The organism is Enterobacter sp. RHBSTW-01064, from assembly GCF_014103035.1.
In the GTDB taxonomy this organism is placed as follows: Bacteria; Pseudomonadota; Gammaproteobacteria; order Enterobacterales; family Enterobacteriaceae; genus Enterobacter; species Enterobacter mori.
The window spans coordinates 241997-267114 of the sequence record NZ_JABXOU010000001.1; the positions used below are offsets into that span (position 1 = coordinate 241997).

Annotated in this window: 24 protein-coding genes; 11 read left to right on the plus strand and 13 right to left on the minus strand. The window is 53.2% G+C overall.

The annotated features are described in order from the left end of the window. The 4 genes from fabI to pdeR all read left to right on the plus strand — a co-directional run bounded on the left by fabI (position 1) and on the right by pdeR (position 6263). The gene (gene fabI, locus HV355_RS01075; RefSeq protein ID WP_014832208.1) at positions 1-789 is read left to right on the plus strand and encodes an enoyl-ACP reductase FabI; all 789 of its coding nucleotides are present in this window, start codon (positions 1-3) and stop codon (positions 787-789) included. Between the two features lie 157 nt (positions 790-946). Continuing rightward, complete coding sequence (locus HV355_RS01080) at positions 947-1933, plus strand: CMD domain-containing protein (RefSeq protein WP_182400716.1); 987 nt, start codon at positions 947-949, stop codon at positions 1931-1933. An 88-nt stretch (positions 1934-2021) separates the two neighbouring features. Next, positions 2022-3956 (plus strand): exoribonuclease II, encoded by a 1935-nt coding sequence (locus tag HV355_RS01085; protein WP_182400717.1) that lies wholly within the window; start codon positions 2022-2024, stop codon positions 3954-3956. A 318-nt stretch (positions 3957-4274) separates the two neighbouring features. After that, complete coding sequence (gene pdeR, locus HV355_RS01090; RefSeq protein ID WP_182400718.1) at positions 4275-6263, plus strand: cyclic di-GMP phosphodiesterase; 1989 nt, start codon at positions 4275-4277, stop codon at positions 6261-6263. Here pdeR and HV355_RS01095 read toward each other — a convergent pair. Then, entirely contained in the window at positions 6260-7129 is an 870-nt protein-coding gene (locus HV355_RS01095) for a crotonase/enoyl-CoA hydratase family protein (protein ID WP_126816209.1), read from the minus strand. The genes pdeR and HV355_RS01095 overlap by 4 nt on opposite strands. 193 nt (positions 7130-7322) lie before the next feature. Between HV355_RS01095 and HV355_RS01100 the strand changes: the two genes are divergently transcribed. From HV355_RS01100 to osmB, 3 genes are all read left to right on the plus strand, one after another. After that, positions 7323-7505 carry a hypothetical protein gene (locus HV355_RS01100; RefSeq protein WP_010431733.1) on the plus strand — a complete coding sequence of 61 codons (183 nt, stop codon included), beginning with the start codon at positions 7323-7325 and terminating at the stop codon, positions 7503-7505. Positions 7506-7547: 42 nt separating this feature from the next. After that, the gene (locus HV355_RS01105) at positions 7548-8300 is read left to right on the plus strand and encodes a DNA-binding transcriptional regulator YciT (RefSeq protein ID WP_108417786.1); all 753 of its coding nucleotides are present in this window, start codon (positions 7548-7550) and stop codon (positions 8298-8300) included. A gap of 264 nt (positions 8301-8564) precedes the next feature. Beyond that, positions 8565-8783, plus strand: coding sequence for an osmotically-inducible lipoprotein OsmB (gene osmB / locus HV355_RS01110; RefSeq protein ID WP_010431738.1), 219 nt, complete (start codon positions 8565-8567; stop codon positions 8781-8783). Positions 8784-8885: 102 nt separating this feature from the next. On the opposite strand, the gene yciH is transcribed toward osmB, so the two are convergent. From yciH to pgpB, 5 genes are all read right to left on the minus strand, one after another. Beyond that, entirely contained in the window at positions 8886-9212 is a 327-nt protein-coding gene (gene yciH, locus HV355_RS01115) for a stress response translation initiation inhibitor YciH (RefSeq protein ID WP_108417787.1), read from the minus strand. After that, positions 9212-9949: an orotidine-5'-phosphate decarboxylase gene (gene pyrF, locus HV355_RS01120; RefSeq protein ID WP_089600668.1), complete on the minus strand. Its 738-nt coding sequence runs from the start codon at positions 9947-9949 to the stop codon at positions 9212-9214. Before pyrF ends, yciH begins: the two co-directional genes overlap by 1 nt. 186 nt (positions 9950-10135) lie before the next feature. Further along, positions 10136-11305 carry a lipopolysaccharide assembly protein LapB gene (lapB, locus tag HV355_RS01125; protein WP_100166146.1) on the minus strand — a complete coding sequence of 390 codons (1170 nt, stop codon included), beginning with the start codon at positions 11303-11305 and terminating at the stop codon, positions 10136-10138. 6 nt (positions 11306-11311) lie between these two features. Beyond that, complete coding sequence (locus HV355_RS01130) at positions 11312-11620, minus strand: LapA family protein (RefSeq protein WP_010431755.1); 309 nt, start codon at positions 11618-11620, stop codon at positions 11312-11314. Between the two features lie 148 nt (positions 11621-11768). Next, positions 11769-12536: a phosphatidylglycerophosphatase B gene (gene pgpB / locus HV355_RS01135; protein WP_029485098.1), complete on the minus strand. Its 768-nt coding sequence runs from the start codon at positions 12534-12536 to the stop codon at positions 11769-11771. A gap of 197 nt (positions 12537-12733) precedes the next feature. Here pgpB and ribA point away from each other — a divergent pair, with 197 nt between their 5' ends. Next, positions 12734-13324, plus strand: a complete 591-nt coding sequence (ribA, locus tag HV355_RS01140) for a GTP cyclohydrolase II (RefSeq protein ID WP_013096372.1) — start codon at positions 12734-12736, stop codon at positions 13322-13324. 36 nt (positions 13325-13360) lie between these two features. Here the strand turns inward: ribA and acnA are convergent, their stop codons facing one another. The 5 genes from acnA to topA all read right to left on the minus strand — a co-directional run bounded on the left by acnA (position 13361) and on the right by topA (position 20850). Then, positions 13361-16036 carry an aconitate hydratase AcnA gene (acnA, locus tag HV355_RS01145; RefSeq protein WP_182400719.1) on the minus strand — a complete coding sequence of 892 codons (2676 nt, stop codon included), beginning with the start codon at positions 16034-16036 and terminating at the stop codon, positions 13361-13363. A 164-nt stretch (positions 16037-16200) separates the two neighbouring features. Further along, positions 16201-16299, minus strand: a complete 99-nt coding sequence (ymiC, locus tag HV355_RS24075) for a small membrane protein YmiC (RefSeq protein WP_042713577.1) — start codon at positions 16297-16299, stop codon at positions 16201-16203. Between the two features lie 312 nt (positions 16300-16611). Beyond that, positions 16612-16752: a YmiA family putative membrane protein gene (locus HV355_RS01150; protein WP_213327741.1), complete on the minus strand. Its 141-nt coding sequence runs from the start codon at positions 16750-16752 to the stop codon at positions 16612-16614. Between the two features lie 337 nt (positions 16753-17089). Next, the gene (gene cysB / locus HV355_RS01155; RefSeq protein ID WP_010431770.1) at positions 17090-18064 is read right to left on the minus strand and encodes an HTH-type transcriptional regulator CysB; all 975 of its coding nucleotides are present in this window, start codon (positions 18062-18064) and stop codon (positions 17090-17092) included. Positions 18065-18252: 188 nt separating this feature from the next. After that, the gene (topA, locus tag HV355_RS01160) at positions 18253-20850 is read right to left on the minus strand and encodes a type I DNA topoisomerase (protein ID WP_182400720.1); all 2598 of its coding nucleotides are present in this window, start codon (positions 20848-20850) and stop codon (positions 18253-18255) included. Positions 20851-21249: 399 nt separating this feature from the next. Between topA and HV355_RS01165 the strand changes: the two genes are divergently transcribed. Continuing rightward, a complete protein-coding gene (locus HV355_RS01165; protein WP_010431772.1) occupies positions 21250-21501 on the plus strand; it encodes a YciN family protein in 252 nt (83 codons plus the stop codon). Between the two features lie 34 nt (positions 21502-21535). Here the strand turns inward: HV355_RS01165 and sohB are convergent, their stop codons facing one another. Then, positions 21536-22582: a protease SohB gene (gene sohB, locus HV355_RS01170; RefSeq protein ID WP_089600607.1), complete on the minus strand. Its 1047-nt coding sequence runs from the start codon at positions 22580-22582 to the stop codon at positions 21536-21538. Positions 22583-22834: 252 nt separating this feature from the next. Here sohB and HV355_RS01175 point away from each other — a divergent pair, with 252 nt between their 5' ends. Further along, positions 22835-23596, plus strand: coding sequence for a YciK family oxidoreductase (locus HV355_RS01175; RefSeq protein WP_126546007.1), 762 nt, complete (start codon positions 22835-22837; stop codon positions 23594-23596). Next, a complete protein-coding gene (gene cobO, locus HV355_RS01180; RefSeq protein ID WP_182400721.1) occupies positions 23593-24183 on the plus strand; it encodes a cob(I)yrinic acid a,c-diamide adenosyltransferase in 591 nt (196 codons plus the stop codon). Before HV355_RS01175 ends, cobO begins: the two co-directional genes overlap by 4 nt. A 35-nt stretch (positions 24184-24218) precedes the next feature. Here cobO and rluB read toward each other — a convergent pair whose 3' ends face one another. Beyond that, positions 24219-25094: a 23S rRNA pseudouridine(2605) synthase RluB gene (gene rluB / locus HV355_RS01185; protein WP_182400722.1), complete on the minus strand. Its 876-nt coding sequence runs from the start codon at positions 25092-25094 to the stop codon at positions 24219-24221. Between the last annotated feature and the right edge of the window lie 24 nt (positions 25095-25118).

A 25118-nucleotide genomic window follows, 5' to 3' on the forward strand; every position in this document is an offset into this window, starting at 1 on the left:
ATGGGTTTTCTTTCCGGTAAGCGCATTCTGGTGACTGGCGTTGCCAGCAAACTGTCCATCGCATACGGCATCGCACAGGCAATGCATCGCGAAGGCGCTGAGCTGGCGTTCACCTACCAGAACGACAAGCTGAAAGGCCGTGTTGAAGAGTTTGCCGCGCAGCTGGGTTCCAGCATCGTTCTGGAATGTGACGTTGCACAAGATGAAAGCATCGATGGCATGTTTGCTGAACTGGCAAAAACGTGGGATAAATTCGACGGTTTCGTTCACTCCATCGGCTTCGCACCTGGCGACCAGCTGGACGGCGACTACGTTAACGCGGTAACCCGTGATGGCTTCAAAATTGCGCACGACATCAGCTCCTACAGCTTCGTGGCGATGGCGAAATCTTGCCGTGCCATGTTGAACCCGGGCTCCGCCCTGCTGACGCTGTCCTACCTGGGCGCAGAGCGTGCTATCCCTAACTACAACGTGATGGGTCTGGCTAAAGCCTCTCTGGAAGCCAACGTACGCTACATGGCGAACGCAATGGGTCCTGAAGGCGTGCGCGTTAACGCCATCTCTGCAGGTCCTATCCGCACCCTGGCCGCTTCCGGTATTAAAGATTTCCGTAAAATGCTGGCACACTGCGAAGCGGTTACCCCGATTCGTCGTACTGTTACCATTGAAGATGTGGGTAACTCTGCAGCCTTCCTGTGCTCTGACCTTTCTGCGGGTATCTCCGGCGAAGTGGTTCACGTTGACGGCGGTTTCAACATCGCTGCAATGAACGAGCTGGAAATTAAATAAGTTTGTGACTCTCTTCCCGCCCGGGAAGAGAGTTTCTCCCCCCCCTGCGGTGCTCTTCGTTATTCCCTTCTGTTATTTGTTATCACCTAACAATATTTTTCCCCTCATTCACCTTACGCCAGGATATTGATCGCCATTTTGAGATCAAGGAACGCCCATGGAACAACGCCGCTTTTCCGGCAAAGGCCACTGGTATCATGAAACCCAGTCCAACCACTCGCAAACGGATGTCCTGCCTTTGGTGCCCGAAGCCGCTAACGTCGACGATCGTTTTTTGCTCGATTTAGAACTCCCTGAAAAGATTGTCACCGCCTGCCATGGCTGGCTCGCTCCCGCCAGGGCCTTGTGCCACCTTCTGTTCCCGCTCAATATTGAGGTTAACCGACTACACACGCTTAGTGCGTACGACAGACTCAGCACGGCGTTGACGGTCGCTCAGGCGTGTGGTGTTCAGCGACTCTGTAACCACTACGCTGCCCTGCTCGCCCCCCTTCCTGGTCCTGACTCCTCACGCGAAAGCAACCGCCGCCTGGCACAAATCACGCAATATGCCCGCCAACTTGCCAGCTCACCAGACGTCATTGACCACAAAGCGCAGCTACAGCTCGATGAAGTGGGCCTGACAACCTATGACATTGTGCTGATCAACCAGATTATCGGCTTTATTGGCTTTCAGGCGCGCGTTGTGGCGGTGTTTCAGGCGTTACTGGGGCATCCTGTACGCTGGTTGCCCGGACACCATATTCCGCCGCATTCCTTACCGGTGACTATTCGTGTCTGGACCCCTGTACTGCCCGTCGTCGAACTGCGCTACGCGACCCCATTCCAGCTTGAGTCGCTTTCACGCTGGCAAGCAGAGCCGGAACTTCAGGCGCTCACGCCGGTGCTGAGCCACGAACCTGCGCTACTCAACCTGACGGGCGAGATTCTGATCAATCACCGTCAAAGCGAGCCACAAACGCACGGGGCGCTAACTGCGGCAGTAGAGCTACTGACCCGTTCACCGGATCGTTTTAGCGCGGCACAATTCACGCCGCTGATTGATGCTGGGATCGCCGATATCCGCGCCATCAATCTGCTTACTCAAAGTGCATTTACTGGCTGGCTCGACCGCCTGCGAGTGGCGCTTGGCAAAGCGGAATAACCGTACTTTTTACCCAAAGAGCGCTTGCTGAAGCAGTAAGATTCGCGTAAAACTGTCAGCCGCTCAATGGCTACGAAAATAGAACATTATGTTTCAGGACAACCCGCTGCTAGCGCAGCTTAAACAGCAACTGCATTCCCAGACGCCGCGTGCAGAAGGGGTCGTAAAAGCCACGGAAAAGGGCTTTGGCTTCCTTGAAGTTGACGGGCAAAAGAGCTATTTCATCCCGCCTCCGCAGATGAAAAAAGTGATGCACGGCGATCGCGTCACAGCGGTTATTCATACGGAAAAGGAACGTGAGTCCGCCGAGCCAGAAGAACTGATTGAACCCTTCCTGACTCGCTTCGTGGGCAAGGTACACAGAAAAGATGACCGTCTTTCCATCGTGCCGGACCATCCCCTGCTGAAAGATGCTATTCAGTGCCGTGCTGCACGTGGCGTTGAGCATGATTTTAAAGAGGGTGACTGGGCCGTTGCTGAAATGCGCCGCCACCCTCTCAAAGGCGACCGTGGTTTCTATGCTGAGCTGACGCAATTTATCACCTTCGGCGACGACCACTTCGTCCCGTGGTGGGTAACGCTGGCGCGTCACAATCTTGAAAAAGAGGCGCCAGACGGCGTCGCGACAGAAATGCAGGACGAAGGTCTGTCACGCCGTGACCTGACCGGTCTGGACTTTGTCACCATCGACAGTGCCAGCACCGAAGACATGGACGATGCGCTGTTTGCAGAAGAGACTGCGGATGGCAAAGTGCATCTGACCGTCGCGATTGCCGATCCTACCGCCTGGATTGTCGAAGGCAGCAAACTGGACGATATGGCAAAAGTGCGTTCGTTCACCAACTACCTGCCGGGCTTCAATATCCCGATGTTGCCGCGTGAACTCTCTGACGATCTCTGCTCGCTGCGCCCGAATGAAGTGCGCCCGGTACTCGCCTGCCGCATGACTATCGCCGCCGACGGCACGATTGAAGACGATATCGAATTCTTTGCTGCGACCATCGAATCCAAAGCCAAGCTGGCCTATGACGACGTGTCCGACTGGCTGGAAAATACGGGCACCTGGCAACCTGAAAACGACGCCATTGCCGCGCAAATTCGACTGTTGCATCGCGTGTGTCTGAACCGCAGTGAATGGCGTAAAACCCATGCGCTGGTCTTCAAGGACCGTCCGGACTACCGTTTCGTGTTGGGTGAAAAAGGCGAAGTGCTGGATATCGTTGCTGAACCACGCCGCATCGCTAACCGTATTGTTGAAGAAGCCATGATCTCGGCCAACATTTGTGCCGCCCGCATATTGCGCGACAAGTTAGGCTTCGGCATCTATAACGTGCATACCGGGTTCGATCCGGCTAACACCGAGGCGCTGGCTGCCCTGCTGAAAACGCATGACGTGCATGTCGATCCTGAAGAAGTGCTGACGCTGCAAGGCTTCTGCAAACTTCGTCGCGAACTCGATGCGCAACCATCCGGTTTCCTCGACAGCCGTATTCGCCGCTTCCAGTCCTTTGCCGAAATCAGCATCGAACCGGGCCCACATTTCGGTCTGGGGCTTGAAGCCTATGCCACCTGGACCTCTCCGATTCGTAAGTACGGCGACATGGTAAACCATCGCCTGCTGAAAGCGATTATCAAAGGGGAATCGGTCGCGCGTCCTCAGGATGATTCCACCGTGCAAATGGCCGAGCGCCGCCGCCTGAACCGTATGGCTGAACGCGATGTCGGTGACTGGCTGTACGCGCGCTTCCTGAATGATAAAGCAGGAACGGATGCCCGCTTCCCGGCCGAAATCATTGATATCAGCCGCGGCGGTATGCGCGTACGTCTGGTGGACAACGGTGCCGTTGCTTTCATTCCTGCGCCGTTCCTGCATGCTGTACGCGACGAACTGGTCTGTAGCCAGGAAAACGGAACCGTGCAAATCAAAGGCGAAACGGTTTACAAAGTCACTGACGTGATTGATGTGAATATCGCTGAAGTTCGCATGGAAACGCGCAGCATTATTGCGCGCCCGGTCGCCTGATAAGCTGTTAAATTGTCGACCCTTTCCCTCATGGATGGGTCGACAAACTCTTCTCTCATCACAAACCACAAAATCACTGACTATTTTCCGTCTCCTCCCGCCCAAAATCGCCATAATTATCTACATTAAAAGAATCCCTTCATATTCGGTTACGTGAATTTTTATACGCTGAGTATCCTTTTTAACCTGACTCGTTTTATTATTAGAAATCAGGGAAAAAACAATAAGTTCACTTCGGTTTTGCCGCTGTATCACAACGGAAAGTCGACAACAAATGAATGATTTGTGCGCTAATGAGCAGCTGCGGGAGAAAACAGGATGGACGATTTGGAGCAGAATTTGCTGTTTCGCTACATGGGAACTCACAGCCCCTGGTGGCGACTGACCGCTGACAGCAATGCTCTGCATCTCTCCACCAGTGAAAATGCCGATGTGACGCAAGTGATCGCGCTGAATGATGAACAGGCCGCGCTCATCCGCCAGTTAACCGTCATCACCTCCAGTATCTCGATGACCCTCTCTTTGTACGGTGAAGATGTTCCTGTCCATCTGGTCGGGCGCAAAATTACCCGAAACGAGTGGGCCGGTACAGCCTCTGCCTGGCACGATACCCCTTCCGTTGCGCGCGATCTGGCGCAGGGCCTCTCTTTTGCCGAACAGGTTGTCTCAGAAGCCAATTCAGTAATCGTTATCCTGGATCAGAACGGCAATATCCAGCGCTTCAACCGCCTGAGTGAAGAGTACACCGGGCTGAAAGAGCACGAAGTTATCGGGCAAAACGTCTTCAAACTGTTTATGACCCGCAGCGAAGCCGCTGCCTCAAGACGTAATATCGCCGGTTTTTTTCGTAACGGCAGTTCCTATGAAGTTGAACGCTGGGTCAAGACCCGCAAAGGGCAGCGATTGTTTCTGTTCAGAAATAAATTTGTTCACAGCGGCAGCGGTAAAAATGAAATTTATCTCATCTGTTCCGGTACCGATATCACGGAGGAGCGGCGTGCTCAGGAACGCCTGCGCGTGTTGGCCAATACGGATACCATCACCGGACTGCCAAACCGAAACGCGATCCACGAGCTGATTTCCGATGCCATCGCCACCCGGGGAGACACTCAGGTCGGCGTGGTCTATCTCGATCTGGATAATTTTAAAAAGGTTAACGATGCCTACGGGCACATGTTTGGCGACCAGTTATTGCAGGCCGTCGCCCTTGCCATTCTGAGTTGTCTGGATGAAGGTCAGGTGCTGGCGAGACTCGGCGGCGATGAGTTTATTGTGATGGCAACCAATACCTCGCAAGGCTCACTGGAAGCTATGGCATCGCGTATTTTAAGCCGGTTACGGCAACCCTTCCGCATCGGCTTAATTGAAATTTACACCGGCTGCTCTCTGGGCATCGCCCTTGCCCCGCAGCATGGTAACGACCGCGAGAGCGTCATTCGCAACGCGGATACCGCCATGTACACCGCGAAAGAGAACGGACGAGGCAAGTTCTGCGTTTTCTCTCCAGAGATGAACCAGCGCGTGTTCGAGTATCTTTGGCTGGATACCAACCTGCGCAAAGCGCTGGATAACGACCAGCTCTTGATCCACTATCAGCCGAAAATGACCTGGCGCGGCGAAGTCAGAAGCCTGGAAGCGCTGGTACGCTGGCAATCGCCAGAGCGCGGACTTATTCCTCCGCTGGAATTTATCTCTTACGCTGAGGAGTCCGGCTTGATTGTGCCGCTCGGTCGCTGGGTTATGCTGGACGTGGTGCGTCAGGTGGCTAAATGGCGCGATAAAGGCATTAACCTGCGGGTGGCGGTCAACGTATCAGCGCGTCAACTGGCAGACCAGACGATATTCAGTGACCTGAAACAGGCGCTGAAGGATCTGAATTTTGAATATTGCCCTATCGATGTTGAACTGACCGAGAGCTGTCTTATCGAAAACGAAGAGCTGGCCCTTTCGGTCATCCAGCAGTTCAGCCAGCTTGGGGCGCAAATTCATCTGGACGATTTTGGTACAGGCTATTCATCCCTGTCACAGCTGGCGCGTTTTCCTATCGATGCCATCAAGCTCGATCAGTCATTTGTGCGGGATATCCATAAACAATCCATTTCGCAGTCTTTGGTCCGTGCGATTGTGGCCGTTGCTCAGGCACTGAATCTGCAGGTCATTGCGGAAGGCGTGGAGAGTGCAAAAGAAGACGCCTTTCTGACTAAGAACGGCGTCAACGAACGGCAAGGTTTTCTGTTTGCTAAGCCGATGCCCGCTGCCGTTTTCGAGCGATGGCTAAAGCGCTATCAGTCACGAAAGATGCGTTAACTGGCCTGGCGTAACCCCGCCGCCTGATGGCGGTTTTGCAGCATAACCAGACGTTCCATATAAGCGATATCTTTCGGTTCAAGGCAAAACGCGGCATCGACCCAGTCTTCTGTAATATCCATCAGTTCACTGCGTGGCAGCTGCAACACGCGGGTACGGGCGCGCAGCATTGCCCTTACGCCGTTCAGCTTCGGCTGCAGCGTGTCGATAAATGTTCGGACGGTGACGTAGCTTTGTCCCGGTTCAAACAGCACATCCACCAATCCGTGCTGTTCGTACCACTCAGCCGTATGGGATTCCCCTTTGTAAATGAGCTCCTCTGCCAGCTTCATGCCTGAGCGGCGTGCAACGAGCGAATAGCCCCCCATCCCGGGGAAAAGATTAAAGGCGATCTCCGGGAACCCTAACCGGGCATCGCGCTGAGCCAGGAGAAAATGGTGCGCCAGCGCAGCCTCGAAGCCGCCTCCTAAGGCGCTCCCTTCGACCATCGCCAGCGTAATTGCCCCGGTATCAAAACCCCGTGATGCGGCGTGTACGCAATCAACACAGGCACGCGCATATGCGCGTAATGCTTCCCGGCGCCCGTTTTGAATACAGTCTACGAAGAACTGCAAGTCCCCACCGGCGTTATACATATCGGGTACCAGCGATCCGGTAACCCAAAAATCGACCGCAAAACCGGACTGGCGAACCAGCCAGGAAAGATTCATGATCTCCTCTATTAATGCGTGGTTGAAGCAAGGGCGCGGTTGCGACCGCAACATCATCCAGACAGTGCGACGCTCCGCCTCATAATAGCCCGCCAGCTGAGTGAAACGTTCAGTATCGGTAAACAGTGTGCAGGTTGCTTGATTGATAACGGTCATAGTCTAATTCCTCTTAAAAAAAAGCGCCTTACGCGCAGTTTTAGACTAATCCACTCATTAACCCCGCTGCATGAGAGGGAATAAAATTATCACTTTCATTTATGTACTTTAGTTATTGCATTTTTTCCCTTCTCTTTTGTTCCCATTTTCTGCATCATTGAAAATATTAACTTTTCGCTCCTGGGGTGAGATTATGTCTGACATTGATGCACTGGCTGTGGCACGACGTATTGATACGGTGCTGGATATCCTGGTAGCGGGTGATTATCACTCTGCGATCCGTAATCTTGAGATCCTGAAATCAGAGTTACTGGCTCACAAAGATTCCGATTCCGCGCCAGAAAGCGCTCAGCCAAAAGCCCCGTGGGAAGTTTGACTCCACCGTTTCCGACCTCGTTTTGCTTTTTAAATGGATGCTATGAATTCCCGACAACAAATCATTTTGCAGATGGTCATCGATCAGGGGCGCGTAAGCGTGGTCGATCTCGCGAAAACGACCGGCGTTTCTGAAGTCACAATCCGTCAGGATCTTAACCTTCTGGAAAAACAGAGCTACCTGCGTCGTGCGCATGGTTATGCCGTCCCACTGGACAGTGAAGACGTTGAAACCCGCATGATGAACAATTATGCCCTCAAGCGAGAACTGGCAGAATTTGCTGCGTCCTTAGTGAACAATGGTGAAACGGTCTTTATTGAGAATGGCAGCAGTAACGCCCTTCTGGCACGTACCCTGGCCGATCAAAAAGACGTCACCATTATTACCGTCAGCAGCTATATTGCGCATCTGCTGAAGGAGACGCGCTGTGAGGTCATTCTGCTGGGCGGTATTTACCAGAAGAAAAGTGAAAGCATGGTGGGTCCACTCACTCGCCAGTATGTCCAGCAGGTTCATTTCAGCAAAGCGTTCATTGGCATTGATGGCTGGCAACCTGACACCGGGTTCACCGGTCGGGATATGATGCGTTCTGACGTGGTTAATGCCGTGCTGGAAAAAGAGTGTGAAGCAATTGTCCTTACCGACAGTTCTAAATTCGGTTCTGTACATCCCTATATGATGGGCCCGATAAACCGATTTAGCCGCGTGATCACCGATGAACGGCTGAGTGATGAACATCGCCAGCAGCTTGAGCAGGACGGCCTGACCGTCGATATTGTGAGAAAACCTGCCTGACTCTCCTCTGCGCCTGAATAACGGGCGCAAATCCCCCCCTCTCTCTGAGATGATTCCGAAGCCTGCTTTAAGAGTTTTTACCTGTTTAACCTGGGCTAAAGGGGTAAAATTATTATTAGCGATATAACAGGAAGTGACTATCACTTGCGTGATTACGTAACACCTGCGCGACTAGCTTTCATGGAAAACAGAATTTAAGTATGACTATTGTCTATACTTAAAGTGCACTTCTTTCCGTGAATCGATAATTCAGGAGAAAGTATTATGACCTTTACCAGCAAAAAAATCGCTGCCGCTGTTTTGGCAATTACAGTAGCTATGTCCCTGAGCGCCTGCTCTAACTGGTCTAAACGTGACCGTAACACCGCGATTGGTGCGGGTGCCGGTGCTCTTGGTGGTGCGGTATTAACGGATGGTAGTACGCTGGGTACATTAGGTGGTGCTGCTGTCGGCGGCATTATCGGTCACCAGGTGGGCAAATAATCACCATAACGGCTCTCACCGGTCTAATAATATATTCAGTATTTTTCAGGTCTGACTTACACACGTATAAAGAGCCACGGTTAACGCCGTGGCTCTTTTAATTTAGCCGCCCGCCAGTTTAACTTTCATTCCTTTGGCTTCGAGCAGCGTTTTAATTAAATCGCGTTTGTCGCCCTGAATTTCGATCACGCCATCTTTCACGGCACCGCCGCAACCGCATTTCTTTTTTAATTCTGCGGCCAGGTTAGCCAGCTCCGCATCATCCAGATCGATACCGGTAATCAGGCACACGCCCTTGCCCTTGCGACCACTGGTCTGACGCTGGATGCGCACGATGCCATCACCTTTAGGACGTTCAGCTTTCTCTTTTGGCTCATCGATACGCCCGGTGCCGGTGGAGTAGACCAGGCGGCTGTTGGAATCGCTCATCAGGCACCCTTTTTCAATGACGCGTTGATCGCTTTTAGCGTCTGCGCCGGATCCGCAGATTGCGTAACGGGACGGCCGATCACCATATAATCCACACCTGCAGCTAACGCTTGCTCTGGCGTCATAATACGGCGCTGATCGCCAACCTCACTGCCCGCGGGACGAATACCCGGCGTGATAAGCTTAAATTGTTGGCCCAGTTCGGATTTGAAGCGCACCGCCTCCTGGGCTGAACAGACTACCCCATCGAGACCGCAGTTTTGCGTTAGACGAGCCAGACGTTCAGCTTGCTCAGCAGGTGACAACGTCACGCCAAGATCGCGCAGGTCAGATTCATCCATGCTGGTCAGCACGGTGACCGCAATCAGGAGCGGTGCATCTTTGCCGAAGGGCACCAGCGCCTCGCGCGCGGCGGTCATCATACGCGCCCCACCCGATGCATGGACGTTGACCATCCACACACCAAGCTCGGCTGCTGCAGCGACGGCATGCGCAGTGGTGTTGGGAATATCATGGAATTTCAGGTCCAGGAAAACGTCAAACCCACGCTGCTGAAGATCGCGGACAATTTGCGGACCAAACAGCGTAAACATCTCTTTGCCAACTTTCAGACGGCAATCTCGCGGATCGATACCATCAACAAAGGCCAGCGCGGTGTCGCGGTTATTGTAATCAAGCGCAACAACAACAGGAGAATCAGTAATTACGCGGGAAGCGGAGGAAGTAACAGACGTCATGACCAGCCCTTTTCGTCTATGGGCGCGCAGCGGCGCGGAACAGATAAACGGCCTGCATTCTACCTGCCAGCGGTGGAAATTGACAGAATCGATTTCTTTTCCTGCCTGACCGAAAAATCGCACGGTGCTGACTCAGTGACAAAAACCCAACAGTATGTTGTAACTAAAATGGGACGTTTTAAAAAATTACTGCCCGTCAAGACCACGAATCGGCTTGATGGTTGACCAGGCCCGGCACGAAGGACAGTGCCAGTACAGCGTATAGGCAGTAAAACCGCACTTCTGGCAGCGGTAGCGCGGCTTACTGCGCACCTGCTCGCCGACCATATCGCGCAGCACCATCAGGCTCTCTTTGGCACGCCCTTCTTCTGCGTCGTTCAGGTGGTAATCCATCAGCTTATGGAACACCCGCATGGTCGGGTGGCGCTGCAGCTGACGCGTAATATAAACCTGCGCGGTGTCGCTTCCCTCATACTGCTCAACAACGTCTGAGAGCATCAGTTCAGCGGTGGCGCCAGTATTTTCTTCCACGCAACGACGCAGGAATGCTACCCACTCATCCTGCTTGTCGAGCTGTTGATAGCAGGTTTGCAGCATTTCCAGCGTTTCACTGACCAACTCTTTATCCTGGTCGATAACCCGCAACAGGCTTTCAACGGCTTTGGCGTAGTCGCCATTCGCCATAAAGACGCGCCCCATCATGATGGAGATTCGCGCGCTGTTGCGATCCGCAGCGGCGCCTTTCTTCAGCAGTGCCATGGCTTTATCCATGTCGTCGTTGCCCATCTGCTGAAGCGCCAGTTCGCAATAGAAGTGAGCAATTTCTACGCGTTGCTTATCTTTGCCAAGCTTCACCAGACGTTCGGCTGTGTCTATGGCTTTTTGCCAGTCGCTGGTCGCCTGGTAAATCTGCAGTAACTGCTGGAGCGCACTGATACGAAAGTCGGTCTCATCAACCAGTTGCGTGAACATATCTTCGGCACGGTCGTACAGCCCCGCAGCCATGTAATCACGTCCCAGCTGTTGAACGGCCAGCAAGCGTTGATCGTAGGTTAACGACGCGCTTTCCATCAGCGTCTGGTGAATACGAATAGCGCGATCAACCTCACCGCGCGAGCGGAACAGGTTGCCCAGGGTGAGATGCGCTTCTACGGTGCCCGTATCCTCTTTCAACATATCAAGGAACAGATCAACCGCTTTATCCTGTTGATTGCTCAGGAGGAAGTTCACCCCCGCAACATAGTCGCGGGAGAGTCGGTTGGCCTCATCCTGTTTTGTTTGTTGCGCACTTCTGCGGCCCATATACCAGCCATAGGCTGCGGCTACAGGCAAAAGCAGAAACAACAACTCCAGCATATTCGATTATTCCTTGGCTACCGGCACACCAGAACTCTCCGGAATGTCAGTCGCGGGCGCAATTTGATGTTCAAGGCGTTTGATTTTACGTTCAGCGCGCACAAGCGAAACACGAACTTTAAGCCAGAAGAGACCGCACACCAGCCAGCCGATAATAAAACCGGCGGCAAACAGGACCGCAAGCAGGCTCGATACCCGGTACTCGCCCTGTGCAAGCAGATAGTTAAAGGTCACCTGCTGATCGTTTTGCGCACCTAAGGTGACGGAAATAACAAAAATCGCCAACACCAGTAAGAAAATGAGTAAATATTTCACATGACTTCCCGTTATGTGGTTCAAGCGAATAAAGTCTGTTCAACTCACCGCAATCAGCCTTATAAACTACCATTTTAGTGACGGGGGCGAAACGGAAAAAGTTGCGCGCCCGTCATGGATTTATGGGCAAAATACGGAAAATCAACCTTCAGACACCGCTTTGCTCGCGCTCGGCGATTTCTTCCTTCTCTTCCGGTGGCGGCGTCAGTGGCCCACAGAATCGTTCGGCAAGCCAGGTGGCTAACGTTACCAGCAGCCAGGAAATCAGCGTGGCCACCACTAAATCACGCGGCCAGTGCATCCCCAGCAGTAAACGGCTCCCCATTACGCCGGTTGCCCAGACTAACAGAATCGCAATAGTGACCGTCCGGCGTCGCGGCCACAATAACCCGACGCCGAGCAACGCCCAGCTTGCGGCAAACATCGTGTGCCCGGAAGGAAACGCGAAACCGGTCTCTTTTTGCCAGTGTTTACGCAAAAATGCCGGAATATCCTCTTGTTCTGCAAGCTGCTCTTTTACCAGCGCACCGCGATCTTTACGTTTTAAAGTGTAGAACTCATCCACCGGCACATGGTGCGTTTTTTCCATCCAGATGACGAAAGGACGCGGCTCCTGTACACGATCTTTAACCCAGGATTTTACGCCCTGACCCACCAGAATGGCCCCGCCGAGGATAGCAAATAACACCAGCGCTGCGCGCAGACGAAAACGCAGGCACCACAGGAACCAGGCGCAGAGAAGAACATGCGTGATGATCCCCCACGGCTGTGTCACCGTTTCCGTTATCCAGTATAACGTTTTCAGCCACATGGCGTTCTGGCCCGGCTGCCACATCCAGCCGGAGCACCATACAACCAAAGGCATCACAAGTAGTACGGCCGCACCCGCTGCCGTTCGTCTGGCGATTGAAAGCATGTCTTCTCCTTTTATGCTAAGCACCACAATCATAACTGAAATTCATCCATATGGTGGATATGTCGGATCGTGCGTTTAACGCGCGTATAGCATGGTGGTGATTAGGCGAACTTGAGGAGCTTGTGGCAAAATGAACAGATAGAGAAAGCCAAACAGGCAGACGGCACGAAACGTGTCAGCCGATTCTGGAGAATCACATGCAGCTTAAACGTGTGGCAGAAGCCAAACTGCCAACCCCATGGGGCGATTTCCTGATGGTGGGTTTTGAAGAACTGGCAACCGGACAGGATCACGTCGCGCTGGTCTATGGCGACATTTCAGGGCAGACGCCGGTACTATCCCGCGTACATTCAGAGTGTCTGACCGGCGATGCGTTGTTCAGCTTGCGCTGTGACTGCGGTTTCCAGCTCGAAGCCGCCCTCTCGCACATTGCAGAAGAAGGCCGCGGCGTGCTGCTGTATCACCGTCAGGAGGGGCGTAATATTGGCCTGCTGAATAAAATCCGCGCCTATGCGCTGCAGGATCAGGGTTACGATACGGTAGAAGCCAACCACCAGCTGGGCTTTGCCGCTGACGAACGTGATTTCACCCTGTGTGCAGATATGTTCAAGCTGCTGGGCGTGGACGAAGTGCGTCTGTTGACCAACAACCCTAAAAAGGTCGAAATTCTGACCGAGGCGGGGATCAACATTGTCGAACGCGTGCCGCTGATTGTCGGACGTAACCCGAAAAACGCGCACTACCTCGACACCAAAGCCGCGAAGATGGGCCATCTGCTCAGCGAGTAATCATGAAAGCCCGGCTGTAAAGCCGGGCGTTTTCCATCAATCCAGCATCTTACGAATCACATAGTGCAAAATGCCGTCGTTCTGGTAATAGGTCAGCTCTGTTGCCGTATCGATGCGGCAACGGCATTCCAGCACCTCAATCTTCCCATCTGCCCGCGTTAACTTCACCGGAACCGTTTTACCCGGCTGCAGGTTTTGCAGACCGCTAATGTCAATCTGCTCCTCCCCGGTCAGGCCCAGCGTTTTACGGGTGACGCCCTGTGGAAATTCGAGAGGCAGGACCCCCATCCCGATCAGATTCGAGCGGTGAATACGTTCGAACGATTCGGCGATGACCACCCGAACCCCGAGCAGGCGCGGCCCTTTCGCTGCCCAGTCGCGGCTTGAGCCAGAGCCGTACTCTTTCCCGGCAATGACCGCCAGCGGCGTGCCTTCCTGCTGGTATTTGACGGCCGCATCATAAATAGAAACGACCTCCGTACCCGGCAGATGACGCGTCATGCCGCCTTCCACACCCGGCACCATTTCATTACGGATACGAATATTGGCAAACGTCCCGCGCATCATCACTTCATGGTTACCCCGGCGAGAACCATAGGAGTTAAAGTCGCGGCGTTCTACACCCCGGCTTTGCAGATAGCGTCCAGCCGGGCTGTCGGCTTTGATGCTGCCCGCCGGTGAGATGTGGTCCGTGGTGACAGAATCCCCCAGCATCGCGAGAATGCGCGCGCCGTGGATATCCTGAAGCGGCGCAGGCTCTGCCTGCATTTCATCGAAGAATGGCGACAGGCGGATATAGGTTGAGTCATCCTGCCAGTCATAGGTATCCGAGCCGACGATGTTGATGGCTTTCCATTCCGGCGTGCCTTCAAACACCTCCGCATACTCTTTGCGGAACATTTCGGTCGACACTTTTTCTACCGCACGCGCAATTTCTCGCGACGACGGCCAGATATCTTTCAGATAGACCGGCTCGTTCCTGCGATCGTGACCAATCGGATCGGTAACCAGGTTGATGTTCATATTCCCGGCCAGCGCGTAAGCCACGACCAGCGGCGGTGATGCCAGCCAGTTGGTTTTGACCAGCGGATGAATACGACCTTCAAAGTTTCGGTTGCCCGAAAGCACTGCGCCAACGGTCAAATCGCCCTGCTTGATCGCCACTTCAATCGGTTCCGGTAGCGGACCGGAGTTACCGATACAGGTGGTACAGCCATAGCCAACCAGGTTAAAACCAAGTTCATCCAGATACGGGGTCAACCTGGCCTGCGCAAGATAATCGGAAACCACTTTGGAGCCCGGCGCGAGAGAGGCTTTCACCCATGGCTGAGGCTTGAGGCCCAGCTCCACCGCTTTTTTCGCCAGCAGCCCGGCGGCCATCAGTACGCTTGGGTTGGAGGTATTGGTGCAGGATGTAATTGCGGCGATGACCACAGCACCATCAGGAAGCTGATACTGATGCCCGTTCATGACATAGTCGACCGGACGATGATCCTTTTGTGCCGTATTCACTTCCAGCTCATTGCTGGCCGCAAACGCCTTTGGCACATCGTTCAGGGCAACGCGATCCTGAGGCCGTTTTGGCCCCGCCAGACTCGCTTCAACCGCGCCCATATCCAGCGCCAGCGTGCTGGTAAAGACCGGTTCATCCCCGGGATTGCGCCACATGCCCTGCGCTTTGGTGTAGGCCTCGACCAGCGCCACCTGTTCTTCGCTGCGACCACTCAGACGCATATATTCCAGCGTGACATTATCGATTGGGAAAAAGCCGCAGGTTGCGCCATATTCCGGCGCCATATTGGCGATAGTGGCGCGATCCGCCAGCGGCAATGAATCAAGTCCGTCGCCGTAGAATTCAACAAACTTGCCAACCACGCCATGCTTACGCAGCATCTGGGTAACCGTCAGCACCAGGTCCGTGGCGGTAATCCCTTCTGAGAGCTTACCTGTTAGTTTGAAACCGACGACATCAGGAATGAGCATGGAGACAGGTTGCCCAAGCATCGCCGCTTCCGCTTCGATGCCGCCGACCCCCCAGCCCAAAACGCCCAGGCCGTTGATCATGGTGGTATGGGAATCCGTACCGACCAGCGTATCCGGGTAAGCGACCCATTCCTTATCCTGTAATTCGCTCCAGACGGCTTTGCCAAGATATTCGAGGTTCACCTGGTGACAGATGCCGGTGCCCGGAGGAACAACGCTGAAGCGGCTGAAAGCCTGCTGTCCCCACTTCAGGAAAACATAGCGTTCATGATTACGCTCCATCTCCAGACGCACGTTCTCACCAAACGCATCATCATCGCCAAAATGGTCAACGGTCACCGAGTGGTCAATCACGAGATCGACGGGAGAAAGTGGATTCACTTTTGCAGTATCGCCCCCCAGACGTTTTACCGCTTCACGCATGGCGGCTAAATCAACGACAGCAGGTACGCCAGTGAAATCCTGCATCAGGACCCTTGCCGGGCGATAGGCTATTTCTCTGTCAGCATGGGCATCCTTGAGCCATCCTGCCAGAGCGTGAATGTCCTCGGCGGTGACAGACTCTTCATCCTGCCAGCGCAGGAGGTTTTCCAGTAAAACTTTCAACGACTTGGGTAACCGCGAAATGTCTCCAAGCGTGTTGGCTGCCAGCGGCAAGCTATAGTAGTGCCAGGTTTTATTTTCTGCCTGCAACGTATCCTTACTGGCTTCGCGTAGGGTTAACGACATAAGCTCCTCCTTAATCACAGGGAAACCCTGACAATCATCAGGGCCGTAATTAAAGATAACACAAAGATGTCGTAACGTTTTGATAACAACCCAAATTGATAAATCCAGGAAGGTTCTGGTGAAGCATAAAAACAAAAAACCCCGCCGCAGCGAGGTTTTAGCATTTAGTGGATAGCCAGCCAGATAAGCTGACACCAGAAGAGAATCGACACGGAAAAAACGCCGATCCATGACCAGTATTTGAGAGTTGTCATGTTATTCATCATAGGGACACCAGGCTTTAATTATTAAAGATTCCGAGGTCAGCCCTCAGGTCTATATTGCTGATGTGTATTTATTAAAGAGTACAAAAGCGCAGAGTCTTTATTCAGACTATTTGCATCATTACGCAAAAAAACTAAATTATTGTTTTTTGGGTTCGTCTTCCGCGAACACATCAATAAATGCTTGCTGCTGTGCTGTCAGCTTCCAGGACGCAGGTACGGTAGTCGCAGGTGCTTTGCGAGCTTTGTGCCCGTTGTCACGGTGTTGACACATTGGTTTTAGCGTTTCAGAACGTACCGTCACTGCCATATTCAACCCCAATATTTCCAGGCCAGGAGAGCAACCACCACCCAAAACAGGGTAGAGACGAGAAAGACCGCCAGCCAGGCTTTACGCTTGAGCGCAGGATCCCTTTGCGGTTCTTCACTTCCTGAAGGCATTGCTAACCTCATACAATCGACATCGCTTATCATTTTAGGACCAAACAATTGGTACAATTAATCATCTGATGAGATAAATCCTAAAGAAACTTTAGCCGAAAAGCCAGTGAATTTACGTATCTATTCCCGCGAATATTCAATCTTTTGACCAGAAATAAATAATTGAAAAGAAATATTTGCGTAGGCGTAAAATACTTTCTACTTTTGTCGCCAATTCGCGACATTAAAACCCTACAATCTTAATGGATACTGACATTATATGGCGCTAAAGTGCAGATGATGATAATTCTGATTTAGGTTTGAGAGGTTATTTCGGTATCTCTCCGCAGGGGAAAGATACCGGGAGTGATTATTTGGCAGGAAGTTTGATGTCTTTAAACATCTCTTCGATATCTTCGTTTGAACGCAATGCAACGGCGGTATCAACCACGTCGCGGGTTAAATGCGGGGCGAAGCGTTGAATAAAATCATACATATAGCTGCGCAGGAAAGTACTGCGGCGGAAGCCAATCTTGGTCGTGCTATGGCTGAAAACATCATGCGCATCAAGGCGTACCAGATCCGGGTCGGAAACCGGGTCAACCGCCATACTGGCAATCACCCCTACCCCCAGTCCCAGACGTACATAGGTTTTAATCACATCGGCGTCGGTTGCGGTAAAGACGATTCGCGGCGTTAAGCCCGCGCGGTTGAATGCCGTATCAAGCTCAGAACGCCCGGTAAAGCCGAACGTGTATGTCACGAGCGGATATTGCGCCAGCTCTTCAATCGTCACCGAACCTTTACCCGCCAGCGGGTGGTCGGGCGTCACGACAATGGAGCGGTTCCAGTGGTAGCACGGCAACATCACCAGATCGTCATAAAGATGAAGAGCTTCCGTCGCGATGGCAAAGTCCGCATTGCCCTTGGAGACTGCTTCAGCAATTTGCGTCGGAGAGCCCTGGTGCATATGCAAAGAGACACGGGGATAACGCTCGATAAAGCCTTTAATGACGCCTGGCAGCGCATAACGCGCCTGCGTGTGGGTGGTTGCGATGTAGAGCGAGCCTTTGTCTGGCCAGGTATGCTCCCCTGCCACGGATTTAATCGCATCGACTTTGGAAAGCACTTCCCGCGCAATCCGAATAATTTCCTGCCCGGCTGGCGTCACCTGTGTGAGGTGCTTACCGCTACGGGCGAAAATCTGGATGCCTAACTCATCCTCCAGCATGCGAACCTGTTTGCTGATGCCTGGCTGCGAGGTATAAAGCCCCTCAGCGGTAGAAGAGACATTAAGGTTGTGATTCACCACCTCAACAATATAACGAAGCTGCTGTAATTTCATGCCAGACCATCCGATTTAGCGCACGCGGGTCAATCGCTTAAGACGATTTGATAATAAGAAAAGGGTTAACTATAACCACTATATCATTTATTGCCTGACTGTATAGTACGTAACAAAAAATAATAACAACGTAATAAAAAAGGGCCGGAAGTCCGGCCCTTTCACAGGTAAGTTACGGTAAGTGAAGATTATTTCTTGCCTTCAACCCACTTGCCGTCAACAAAGAACGCCGACCAGCCGGTCGCTTTACCCTCTTTCTCCGCAGCCACATACTGCTGCTTCGTTTTACGGCTAAAACGCACAACGGTCTTGTTGCCTTCTGGATCCTGCTGTGGCGCGTCGGCCAGATAACGCAGTTTTTCCGGCAGGCGATCGCGGAAGCGATGCAGCTCTTCCACCAGCGGCGCACGCGTTTCACGTGATTTCGGGAAGGTGTTGGCCGCCAGGAACACACCGGCAGCACCGTCACGCAGCACGAAATAAGCGTCTGATTTCTCACACGGCAGCTCTGGCAGCGGAACCGGATCTTCCTTCGGAGGAGCCACTTCACCGTTACGCAGAATTTTACGCGTGTTTTTACAGTCGTCGTTGGTGCACGCCATGTACTTACCGAAGCGCCCCATTTTCAGGTGCATTTCAGAACCGCACTTCTCGCACTCAACGATCGGGCCGTCATAGCCCTTAATGCGGAACTCACCTTCTTCGATCTCATATCCGTCGCAGGTCGGGTTATTACCGCAGACGTGCAGTTTGCGTTTAGGATCGATCAGGTAGCTGTCCATCGCCGTGCCGCATTTCTGACAGCGACGCTTGGCGCGCAGCGCGTTGGTTTCTGCATCGTCACCTTCCAGCACGTTGAGTACTTCATTCTCAGGTACCAGGTTGATAGTGGTTTTGCAGCGCTCTTTCGGCGACAGCGCGTAACCGGAGCAGCCCAGGAACACGCCTGTGGTTGCGGTACGGATACCCATCTTGCGGCCACAGGTTGGACAGTCAATGCTGGTCAGGACCATCTGGTTAGGCAGCATGCCGCCCTCTTCAGGGTCTTTCTCGGCTTTCTCAAGCTGGTCGGTAAAGTCGCTGAAGAAGCTGTCGAGAACCTTCTTCCACTCCGCTTTGTGGCTGGCAACCTCATCGAGGCTGTCTTCCATCTGCGCGGTGAAGTCGTAGTTCATCAACTCGCGGAAGTTGGCTTCCAGACGGTCAGTGACAATCTCACCCATTTTTTCAGCGTAGAAGCGACGGTTTTCAACACGGACGTAGCCACGATCCTGAATGGTCGAAATGATCGACGCATAGGTCGACGGACGACCGATCCCGCGTTTTTCCAGCTCTTTAACCAGCGAGGCCTCACTGAAACGTGCAGGCGGCTTGGTGAAGTGCTGTGCCGGAACCAGATCGACAAGCGACAACTCGTCACCTTTATTAACCGCAGGCAGCGTTCTGTCTTCATCGCCTTTACGCAGCGCAGGCATCACTTTGGTCCAGCCATCGAAGCGCAGAATACGACCGCGCGCCTTCAGGCGGAAATCACCCGCGCCGACGGTCAGCGTTGTGGAGTCGTATTTCGCAGGCGTCATCTGACAGGCGACAAACTGGCGCCAGATCAGCTGATACAGCTTCTGCGCATCCGCTTCCATATCTTTTAACGATTCCGCGAGGACGGAGACGTCAGAAGGACGAATTGCTTCGTGCGCTTCCTGGGAATTCTCTTTGCTGGCGTACTGATTCGCACTTTCCGGCAAGTATTTTTTGCCGAAATTGTCGCTGATATAGCCGCGAACCATATTAACAGCGTCCTGGCTCAGGTTGGTGGAGTCAGTACGCATGTAAGTGATGTAACCCGCTTCATACAAGCGCTGCGCCATCATCATGGTTTTCTTCACGCCATAACCCAGACGCGTGCTCGCCGCCTGCTGCAGCGTTGAGGTGATAAACGGCGCACCAGGCTTGCTGCTGGTCGGTTTATCTTCGCGATCCAGCACCTGATAACGTGATTTTTCCAGCAGCGCCACCGCAGCCATAGTCTGGTCACGGTTTTCAGGACGGAAAGGTTTGTCGTTGTGATGACTGACCTGCAGCGGCAGAGCGTCACCGCCCGGCGTGGTCACATTGGCGTCAACTTCCCAGTACTCTTCCGGCACGAAGGCTTTAATTTCGCGTTCGCGCTCGACGACAAGACGTACGGCTACGGACTGCACACGACCGGCGGACAGACCACGCGCAACCTTTTTCCACAGCAGTGGCGAAACCATGTAGCCCACGACACGGTCCATAAAGCGACGTGCCTGCTGTGCGTTTACACGGTCAATGTTCAGTTCGCCCGGCTTCTCAAACGCCTGACGAATCGCATTCTTAGTAATTTCGTTAAACACTACACGGCTGTAGCGTTTGTCGTCACCCCCGATCACTTCCCGCAGGTGCCAGGCAATGGCTTCCCCTTCGCGGTCAAGGTCGGTTGCGAGATAGATGTGGTCTGCTTTTTCAGCAAGCTGCTTCAGCTCGTTAACGACTTTTTCTTTACCTGGCAGCACTTCATATTGTGCATCCCAGTTATGCCATGGGTTAACACCCATGCGGTTGACAAGCGCGCTACGTTCATCCTTTTTAGGCTTTTTAGCCCCTTTGGTGGAGGTAGAGTCTGCGCTCTTTTTGCTGGCTGAGCCACTGGTCGGCAAATCGCGGATATGACCAACGCTGGACTTAACCACGTAGTCATTACCCAGATACTTATTGATCGTTTTGGCTTTTGCCGGGGACTCAACGATGACGAGAGCTTTACCCATATTCACCTTTACCTAATTTAATTCTTCCAGGAATACGCCGCACGTTGATTTCCCTTCCGCTGACGACGAGCCATTGATATTGCGACTGCGCCAGGGGATATCAACCCCTTTGTCTTACCGGACGTCAGAAAGATAACATCCAGGTCATTGACTTAACGGATATTTTTCTCGCACTCAATATAATTCGTGACGAATTCCCGGTCGAATGTCAAGCAATTCTGTTGCCAGAATGACGAAAGCGCACACTGTACCTGATAAAATTCGTTACGCAACTTTATTAGCATGCAAAAGCAAATCATGCCAGCCAGACCCCTTCGCCTTACCCTCTCAGATTACAGGGAAAATTTGCCCCCAACGCGCCCCGGGCGTAAACTACGGTCATTGTTTAAGGAGTGGATTATGCACAGTACGACCCAACCTATTGACCGAGCGTCTCTGCTTATTGAAGCAAATAAACTCATTCGCGATCATGAAGACACCCTGGCGGGCATTGAAGCCACTGGCGTGGAACAGCGTAACGGTGTGCTTGTTTTCAGCGGTGAATATTTCCTTGATGAACAGGGTTTACCCACCCCGAAAAGCACCGCGGTATTCAACATGTTTAAATACCTGGCGCATACGCTCTCAGAGAAATATCACCTGATCGATTAATGCAAAACGCGAGGCAATTGCCTCGCGTTTTTGTTTACAGCAGCGGTTTTTGACCGCGCTGTAGCCAGCGTAGCAGCAAGCGATCTGCACTTTCTGCGGCGCTATTGGTAAATCGGTCCAGCAGACGCTTACGCTGGGTGAAGCGCACGCCAACCAGTTCGCGCCCTTCCATCAGGTTCAGGAGCAGATCGTCACTGGTCCCCACCTCGTCCACCAGCCCTTTCTCCTGGGCCTGCGTGCCGTACCAGTGTTCACCGGTTGCGACCTGTTCGATATCAAGCGAGGGGCGCATACGGTGCACAAAATCTTTAAACAAGTGGTGGGTTTCGTTCAGGTCTTCGCGGAATTTTTGACGCCCTTCTTCCGTGTTCTCTCCCAGCAGCGTCAGGGTGCGTTTATACTGCCCCGCGGTGTGAAGTTCGATATCAATTTCTTTATTTTTCAGGAAGCGGTTAAAGTTCGGGATCTGCGCGACCACGCCAATTGAGCCAATGATAGAGAACGGCGCCGCGACAATTTTGTCCGCCACGCAGGCCATCATATATCCTCCGCTCGCGGCCACTTTGTCCACGGCTACGGTCAGCGGGATCTGTTTTTCACGCAGGCGCTGCAGCTGCGAAGCCGCCAGTCCGTAACCGTGGACCACCCCGCCAGGACTCTCAAGACGGACCACCACCTGATCCTGCGGTTTCGCTACCGCTAATACCGCCGTCACTTCTTCACGCAGGGAGGAGACTTCATGTGCATCCATGCTGCCTTTAAAATCGAGCACATAGACGCGAGGTTTTGCCTCATCCTGCGGCGCGGCAAGCTTCGCTTTTGCCTTAGCCGCTTTGGCTTCCTGTTTATGCTTTTTCTTCTGCGCTTTAAGCCAGAGTTTCTGTTGATGGCTATCAAGCAGCGCCAGAGACATCTCTTCCTGCATTTCTTTATACTGCTCGCTCAGGCGGGTGATGCGTAACTCCCCACGCTGACGCTTGCGCTGCGTCAGGTTGACAATCAGAACGGCAACCACCGCAATGGCAATCACCACCGTCGCGATTTTGGCCAAAAACAACCCATATTGAGAAAGTAATTCCACGCGTTCCACCTTGATTTAACCACGAATCTTTCACGGCAGTGTACAACAGCCCTGCCCATGCGTCTCGCTCGTGACATTACCTCTGCGAGCCGCCTTCAGGAATCCCCGGTCTGGCGTTTAAATATTTGCAAATTGTTAATTTTACAGTAATGCGTCCTGTAGACTGATTGAATTATTAGGCTAATTCGGGCATAAAGCCGAAAAGTCATAAAAGAAGGCGCCATCAAGCTCCAGTGCGCCAGAGGAGTCACCGTGCATTATCAACCGCAAAAAAATCTGCTCCAGAACCGGATCATACTTGTCACAGGTGCCAGCGACGGCATTGGTCGTGAAGCCGCCCTGACGTACGCTGAATATGGTGCAAGCGTCATCCTGACGGGTCGTAATGAAGAAAAACTCCGGGGAGTCGCTCAGGAGATTGAATCTGCTGGCGGCATCGCTGCTTCCTGGTACACCCTCGATTTACTTACCTGCACGCCCGCTAGCTGTCAGGAACTTGCCCAGCGCATCAGCACGCATTATCCCCGTCTGGACGGCGTGTTGCACAACGCTGGCTTATTGGGCGAAGTACGCCCGATGGATGAACAAGATCCTGAGATTTGGCAGCAGGTAATGCAGGTAAACATTAATGGAACCTTTTTCCTCACCCAGGCGTTGCTTCCTTTATTGCTCAATTCTGAGTCTGGTTCGCTGGTCTTCACCTCTTCCAGCGTAGGCCGTGAGGGACGCGCCAACTGGGGGGCTTATGCCGTCTCGAAATTTGCGACCGAAGGCATGATGCAGGTGCTGGCGGAGGAGTATCAAAACCGTCATCTGCGCGTAAACTGCATTAACCCTGGCGGAACGCGGACAAAAATGCGCGCCAGCGCTTTCCCGACGGAAGATCCGCAAAAGCTGAAAACGCCGGCAGACATTATGCCGCTCTATCTCTGGCTGATGGGTGATGACAGCCGCCGTAAAACCGGGATGACTTTTGATGCCCAACCCAACCGCAAACCGGGGATTTCGCAATGAGTGATGAACGCCATCAGCAGCGCCAGCAGCGTCTGAAAGAACAGGTTGATGCACGCGTAGCCGCAGCCCAGGACGAGCGTGGGATCCTCATCGTATTTACCGGCAACGGTAAAGGGAAAACCACCGCCGCGTTTGGCACGGCGACGCGTGCCGTCGGACACGGGCAGAAAGTGGGCGTGATCCAGTTTATCAAAGGCGAATGGCCCAATGGCGAGCGCAATTTACTTGAGACTCACGGCGTTGAATTTCAGGTGATGGCCACCGGATTTACCTGGGACACGCAGAACCGGGAAACCGATACAGCCGCCTGCCTTGCCGTCTGGGAGCATGCAACGCGAATGCTGGCCGATCCCTCGCTGAATATGGTTCTGCTGGATGAGATAACCTACATGGTCGCCTACGACTATCTGCCGCTGGATGTCCTGTTGAATGCACTGAAGAACCGTCCTGCGCACCAGACGGTTATCGTCACGGGACGCGGGTGTCATCGGGATATTATTGAGCTGGCAGATACCGTCAGCGAGCTGCGTCCGGTCAAGCATGCGTTTGATGCAGGTATCAAAGCGCAAATTGGGATTGATTACTAAAGAAAAAAGCCCGGTGCGTTCACCGGGCTTTTAGATTAACCGTTGTTATTCCGGCTGCCAGAGCGACGATTGCTGCTGACCTGGCTGTGACGCTTCACCGCACGGCGGATCTGATTCGCCTTCATGCGACGACGATCTTTTTCAACCGCCACTTTAGAGGTGGTTTCCGGGGTCAGGCCGACCAGCTCGCGCAGGTAGTTGGTTTGAGTCAGATCCAGTTCGGTATAACCACCGCGTGGCAGTCCTTTAGGCAGCAGAATGTCACCGTAACGGACACGGATCAGACGGCTCACCTGGACGCCTACCGCTTCCCAGAGACGACGCGCCTCGCGGTTACGGCCTTCGGTCAGGGTCACGTTGTACCACTGGTTAATGCCTTCCCCACCGGTAAACTTGATAGTTTTGAACGCCGCAGGGCCGTCTTCCAGCTGAACGCCACGCGACAGGTCGCGCAGTTTATTTTCGTCAACCTGGCCGAAGACACGTACGGCGTATTCACGTTCCACTTCGCGGCTTGGGTGCATCAAACGGTTTGCCAGTTCACCATCGGTGGTAAACAGCAGCAGGCCGCAGGTGTTCACGTCCAGACGGCCTACGGCGATCCAGCGAGCGCCACGCAGCTTAGGCAGACGGTCGAACACCGTTGGGCGACCTTCTGGGTCGTTGCGGGTACACAGCTCGCCTTCCGGCTTGTAGTAAGCCAGCACGCGGCAGATCTGTTCGGCGGACTCTTTCACGGAGATAAGATGACCGTCGATGCGGATCTTCAGCCCCGGGACGATTTCTACGCGGTCACCCAGCGTGGCGATTTTACCGTCCACACTCACGCGACCCGCTTCAATAATGGCTTCGATTTCACGGCGCGAACCGTGGCCAGCACGCGCCAGCACTTTTTGTAACTTCTCGCTCATTGAGCTTCCTCAGGTGTCGCCTTC

Excerpts from the sequence above, each read along its gene's own strand:
- pgpB (WP_029485098.1), bottom strand. The coding sequence starts at position 12,536 with ATGCTTTCAATCGCCAGACGAACGGCAGCGGGTGCGGCCGTACTACTT.
- pyrF (WP_089600668.1), bottom strand. The coding sequence starts at position 9,949 with ATGACGTCTGTTACTTCCTCCGCTTCCCGCGTAATTACTGATTCTCCT.
- HV355_RS01105 (WP_108417786.1), top strand. The coding sequence starts at position 7,548 with ATGAATTCCCGACAACAAATCATTTTGCAGATGGTCATCGATCAGGGG.
- HV355_RS01095 (WP_126816209.1), bottom strand. The coding sequence starts at position 7,129 with ATGACCGTTATCAATCAAGCAACCTGCACACTGTTTACCGATACTGAA.
- rluB (WP_182400722.1), bottom strand. The coding sequence starts at position 25,094 with ATGAGCGAGAAGTTACAAAAAGTGCTGGCGCGTGCTGGCCACGGTTCG.
- lapB (WP_100166146.1), bottom strand. The coding sequence starts at position 11,305 with ATGCTGGAGTTGTTGTTTCTGCTTTTGCCTGTAGCCGCAGCCTATGGC.
- cobO (WP_182400721.1), top strand. The coding sequence starts at position 23,593 with ATGAGTGATGAACGCCATCAGCAGCGCCAGCAGCGTCTGAAAGAACAG.
- HV355_RS01080 (WP_182400716.1), top strand. The coding sequence starts at position 947 with ATGGAACAACGCCGCTTTTCCGGCAAAGGCCACTGGTATCATGAAACC.
- pdeR (WP_182400718.1), top strand. The coding sequence starts at position 4,275 with ATGGACGATTTGGAGCAGAATTTGCTGTTTCGCTACATGGGAACTCAC.
- fabI (WP_014832208.1), top strand. The coding sequence starts at position 1 with ATGGGTTTTCTTTCCGGTAAGCGCATTCTGGTGACTGGCGTTGCCAGC.
- yciH (WP_108417787.1), bottom strand. The coding sequence starts at position 9,212 with ATGAGCGATTCCAACAGCCGCCTGGTCTACTCCACCGGCACCGGGCGT.
- topA (WP_182400720.1), bottom strand. The coding sequence starts at position 20,850 with ATGGGTAAAGCTCTCGTCATCGTTGAGTCCCCGGCAAAAGCCAAAACG.
- HV355_RS01100 (WP_010431733.1), top strand. The coding sequence starts at position 7,323 with ATGTCTGACATTGATGCACTGGCTGTGGCACGACGTATTGATACGGTG.
- ribA (WP_013096372.1), top strand. The coding sequence starts at position 12,734 with ATGCAGCTTAAACGTGTGGCAGAAGCCAAACTGCCAACCCCATGGGGC.
- HV355_RS01165 (WP_010431772.1), top strand. The coding sequence starts at position 21,250 with ATGCACAGTACGACCCAACCTATTGACCGAGCGTCTCTGCTTATTGAA.
- ymiC (WP_042713577.1), bottom strand. The coding sequence starts at position 16,299 with ATGAATAACATGACAACTCTCAAATACTGGTCATGGATCGGCGTTTTT.
- HV355_RS01150 (WP_213327741.1), bottom strand. The coding sequence starts at position 16,752 with ATGAGGTTAGCAATGCCTTCAGGAAGTGAAGAACCGCAAAGGGATCCT.
- HV355_RS01085 (WP_182400717.1), top strand. The coding sequence starts at position 2,022 with ATGTTTCAGGACAACCCGCTGCTAGCGCAGCTTAAACAGCAACTGCAT.
- acnA (WP_182400719.1), bottom strand. The coding sequence starts at position 16,036 with ATGTCGTTAACCCTACGCGAAGCCAGTAAGGATACGTTGCAGGCAGAA.
- cysB (WP_010431770.1), bottom strand. The coding sequence starts at position 18,064 with ATGAAATTACAGCAGCTTCGTTATATTGTTGAGGTGGTGAATCACAAC.
- osmB (WP_010431738.1), top strand. The coding sequence starts at position 8,565 with ATGACCTTTACCAGCAAAAAAATCGCTGCCGCTGTTTTGGCAATTACA.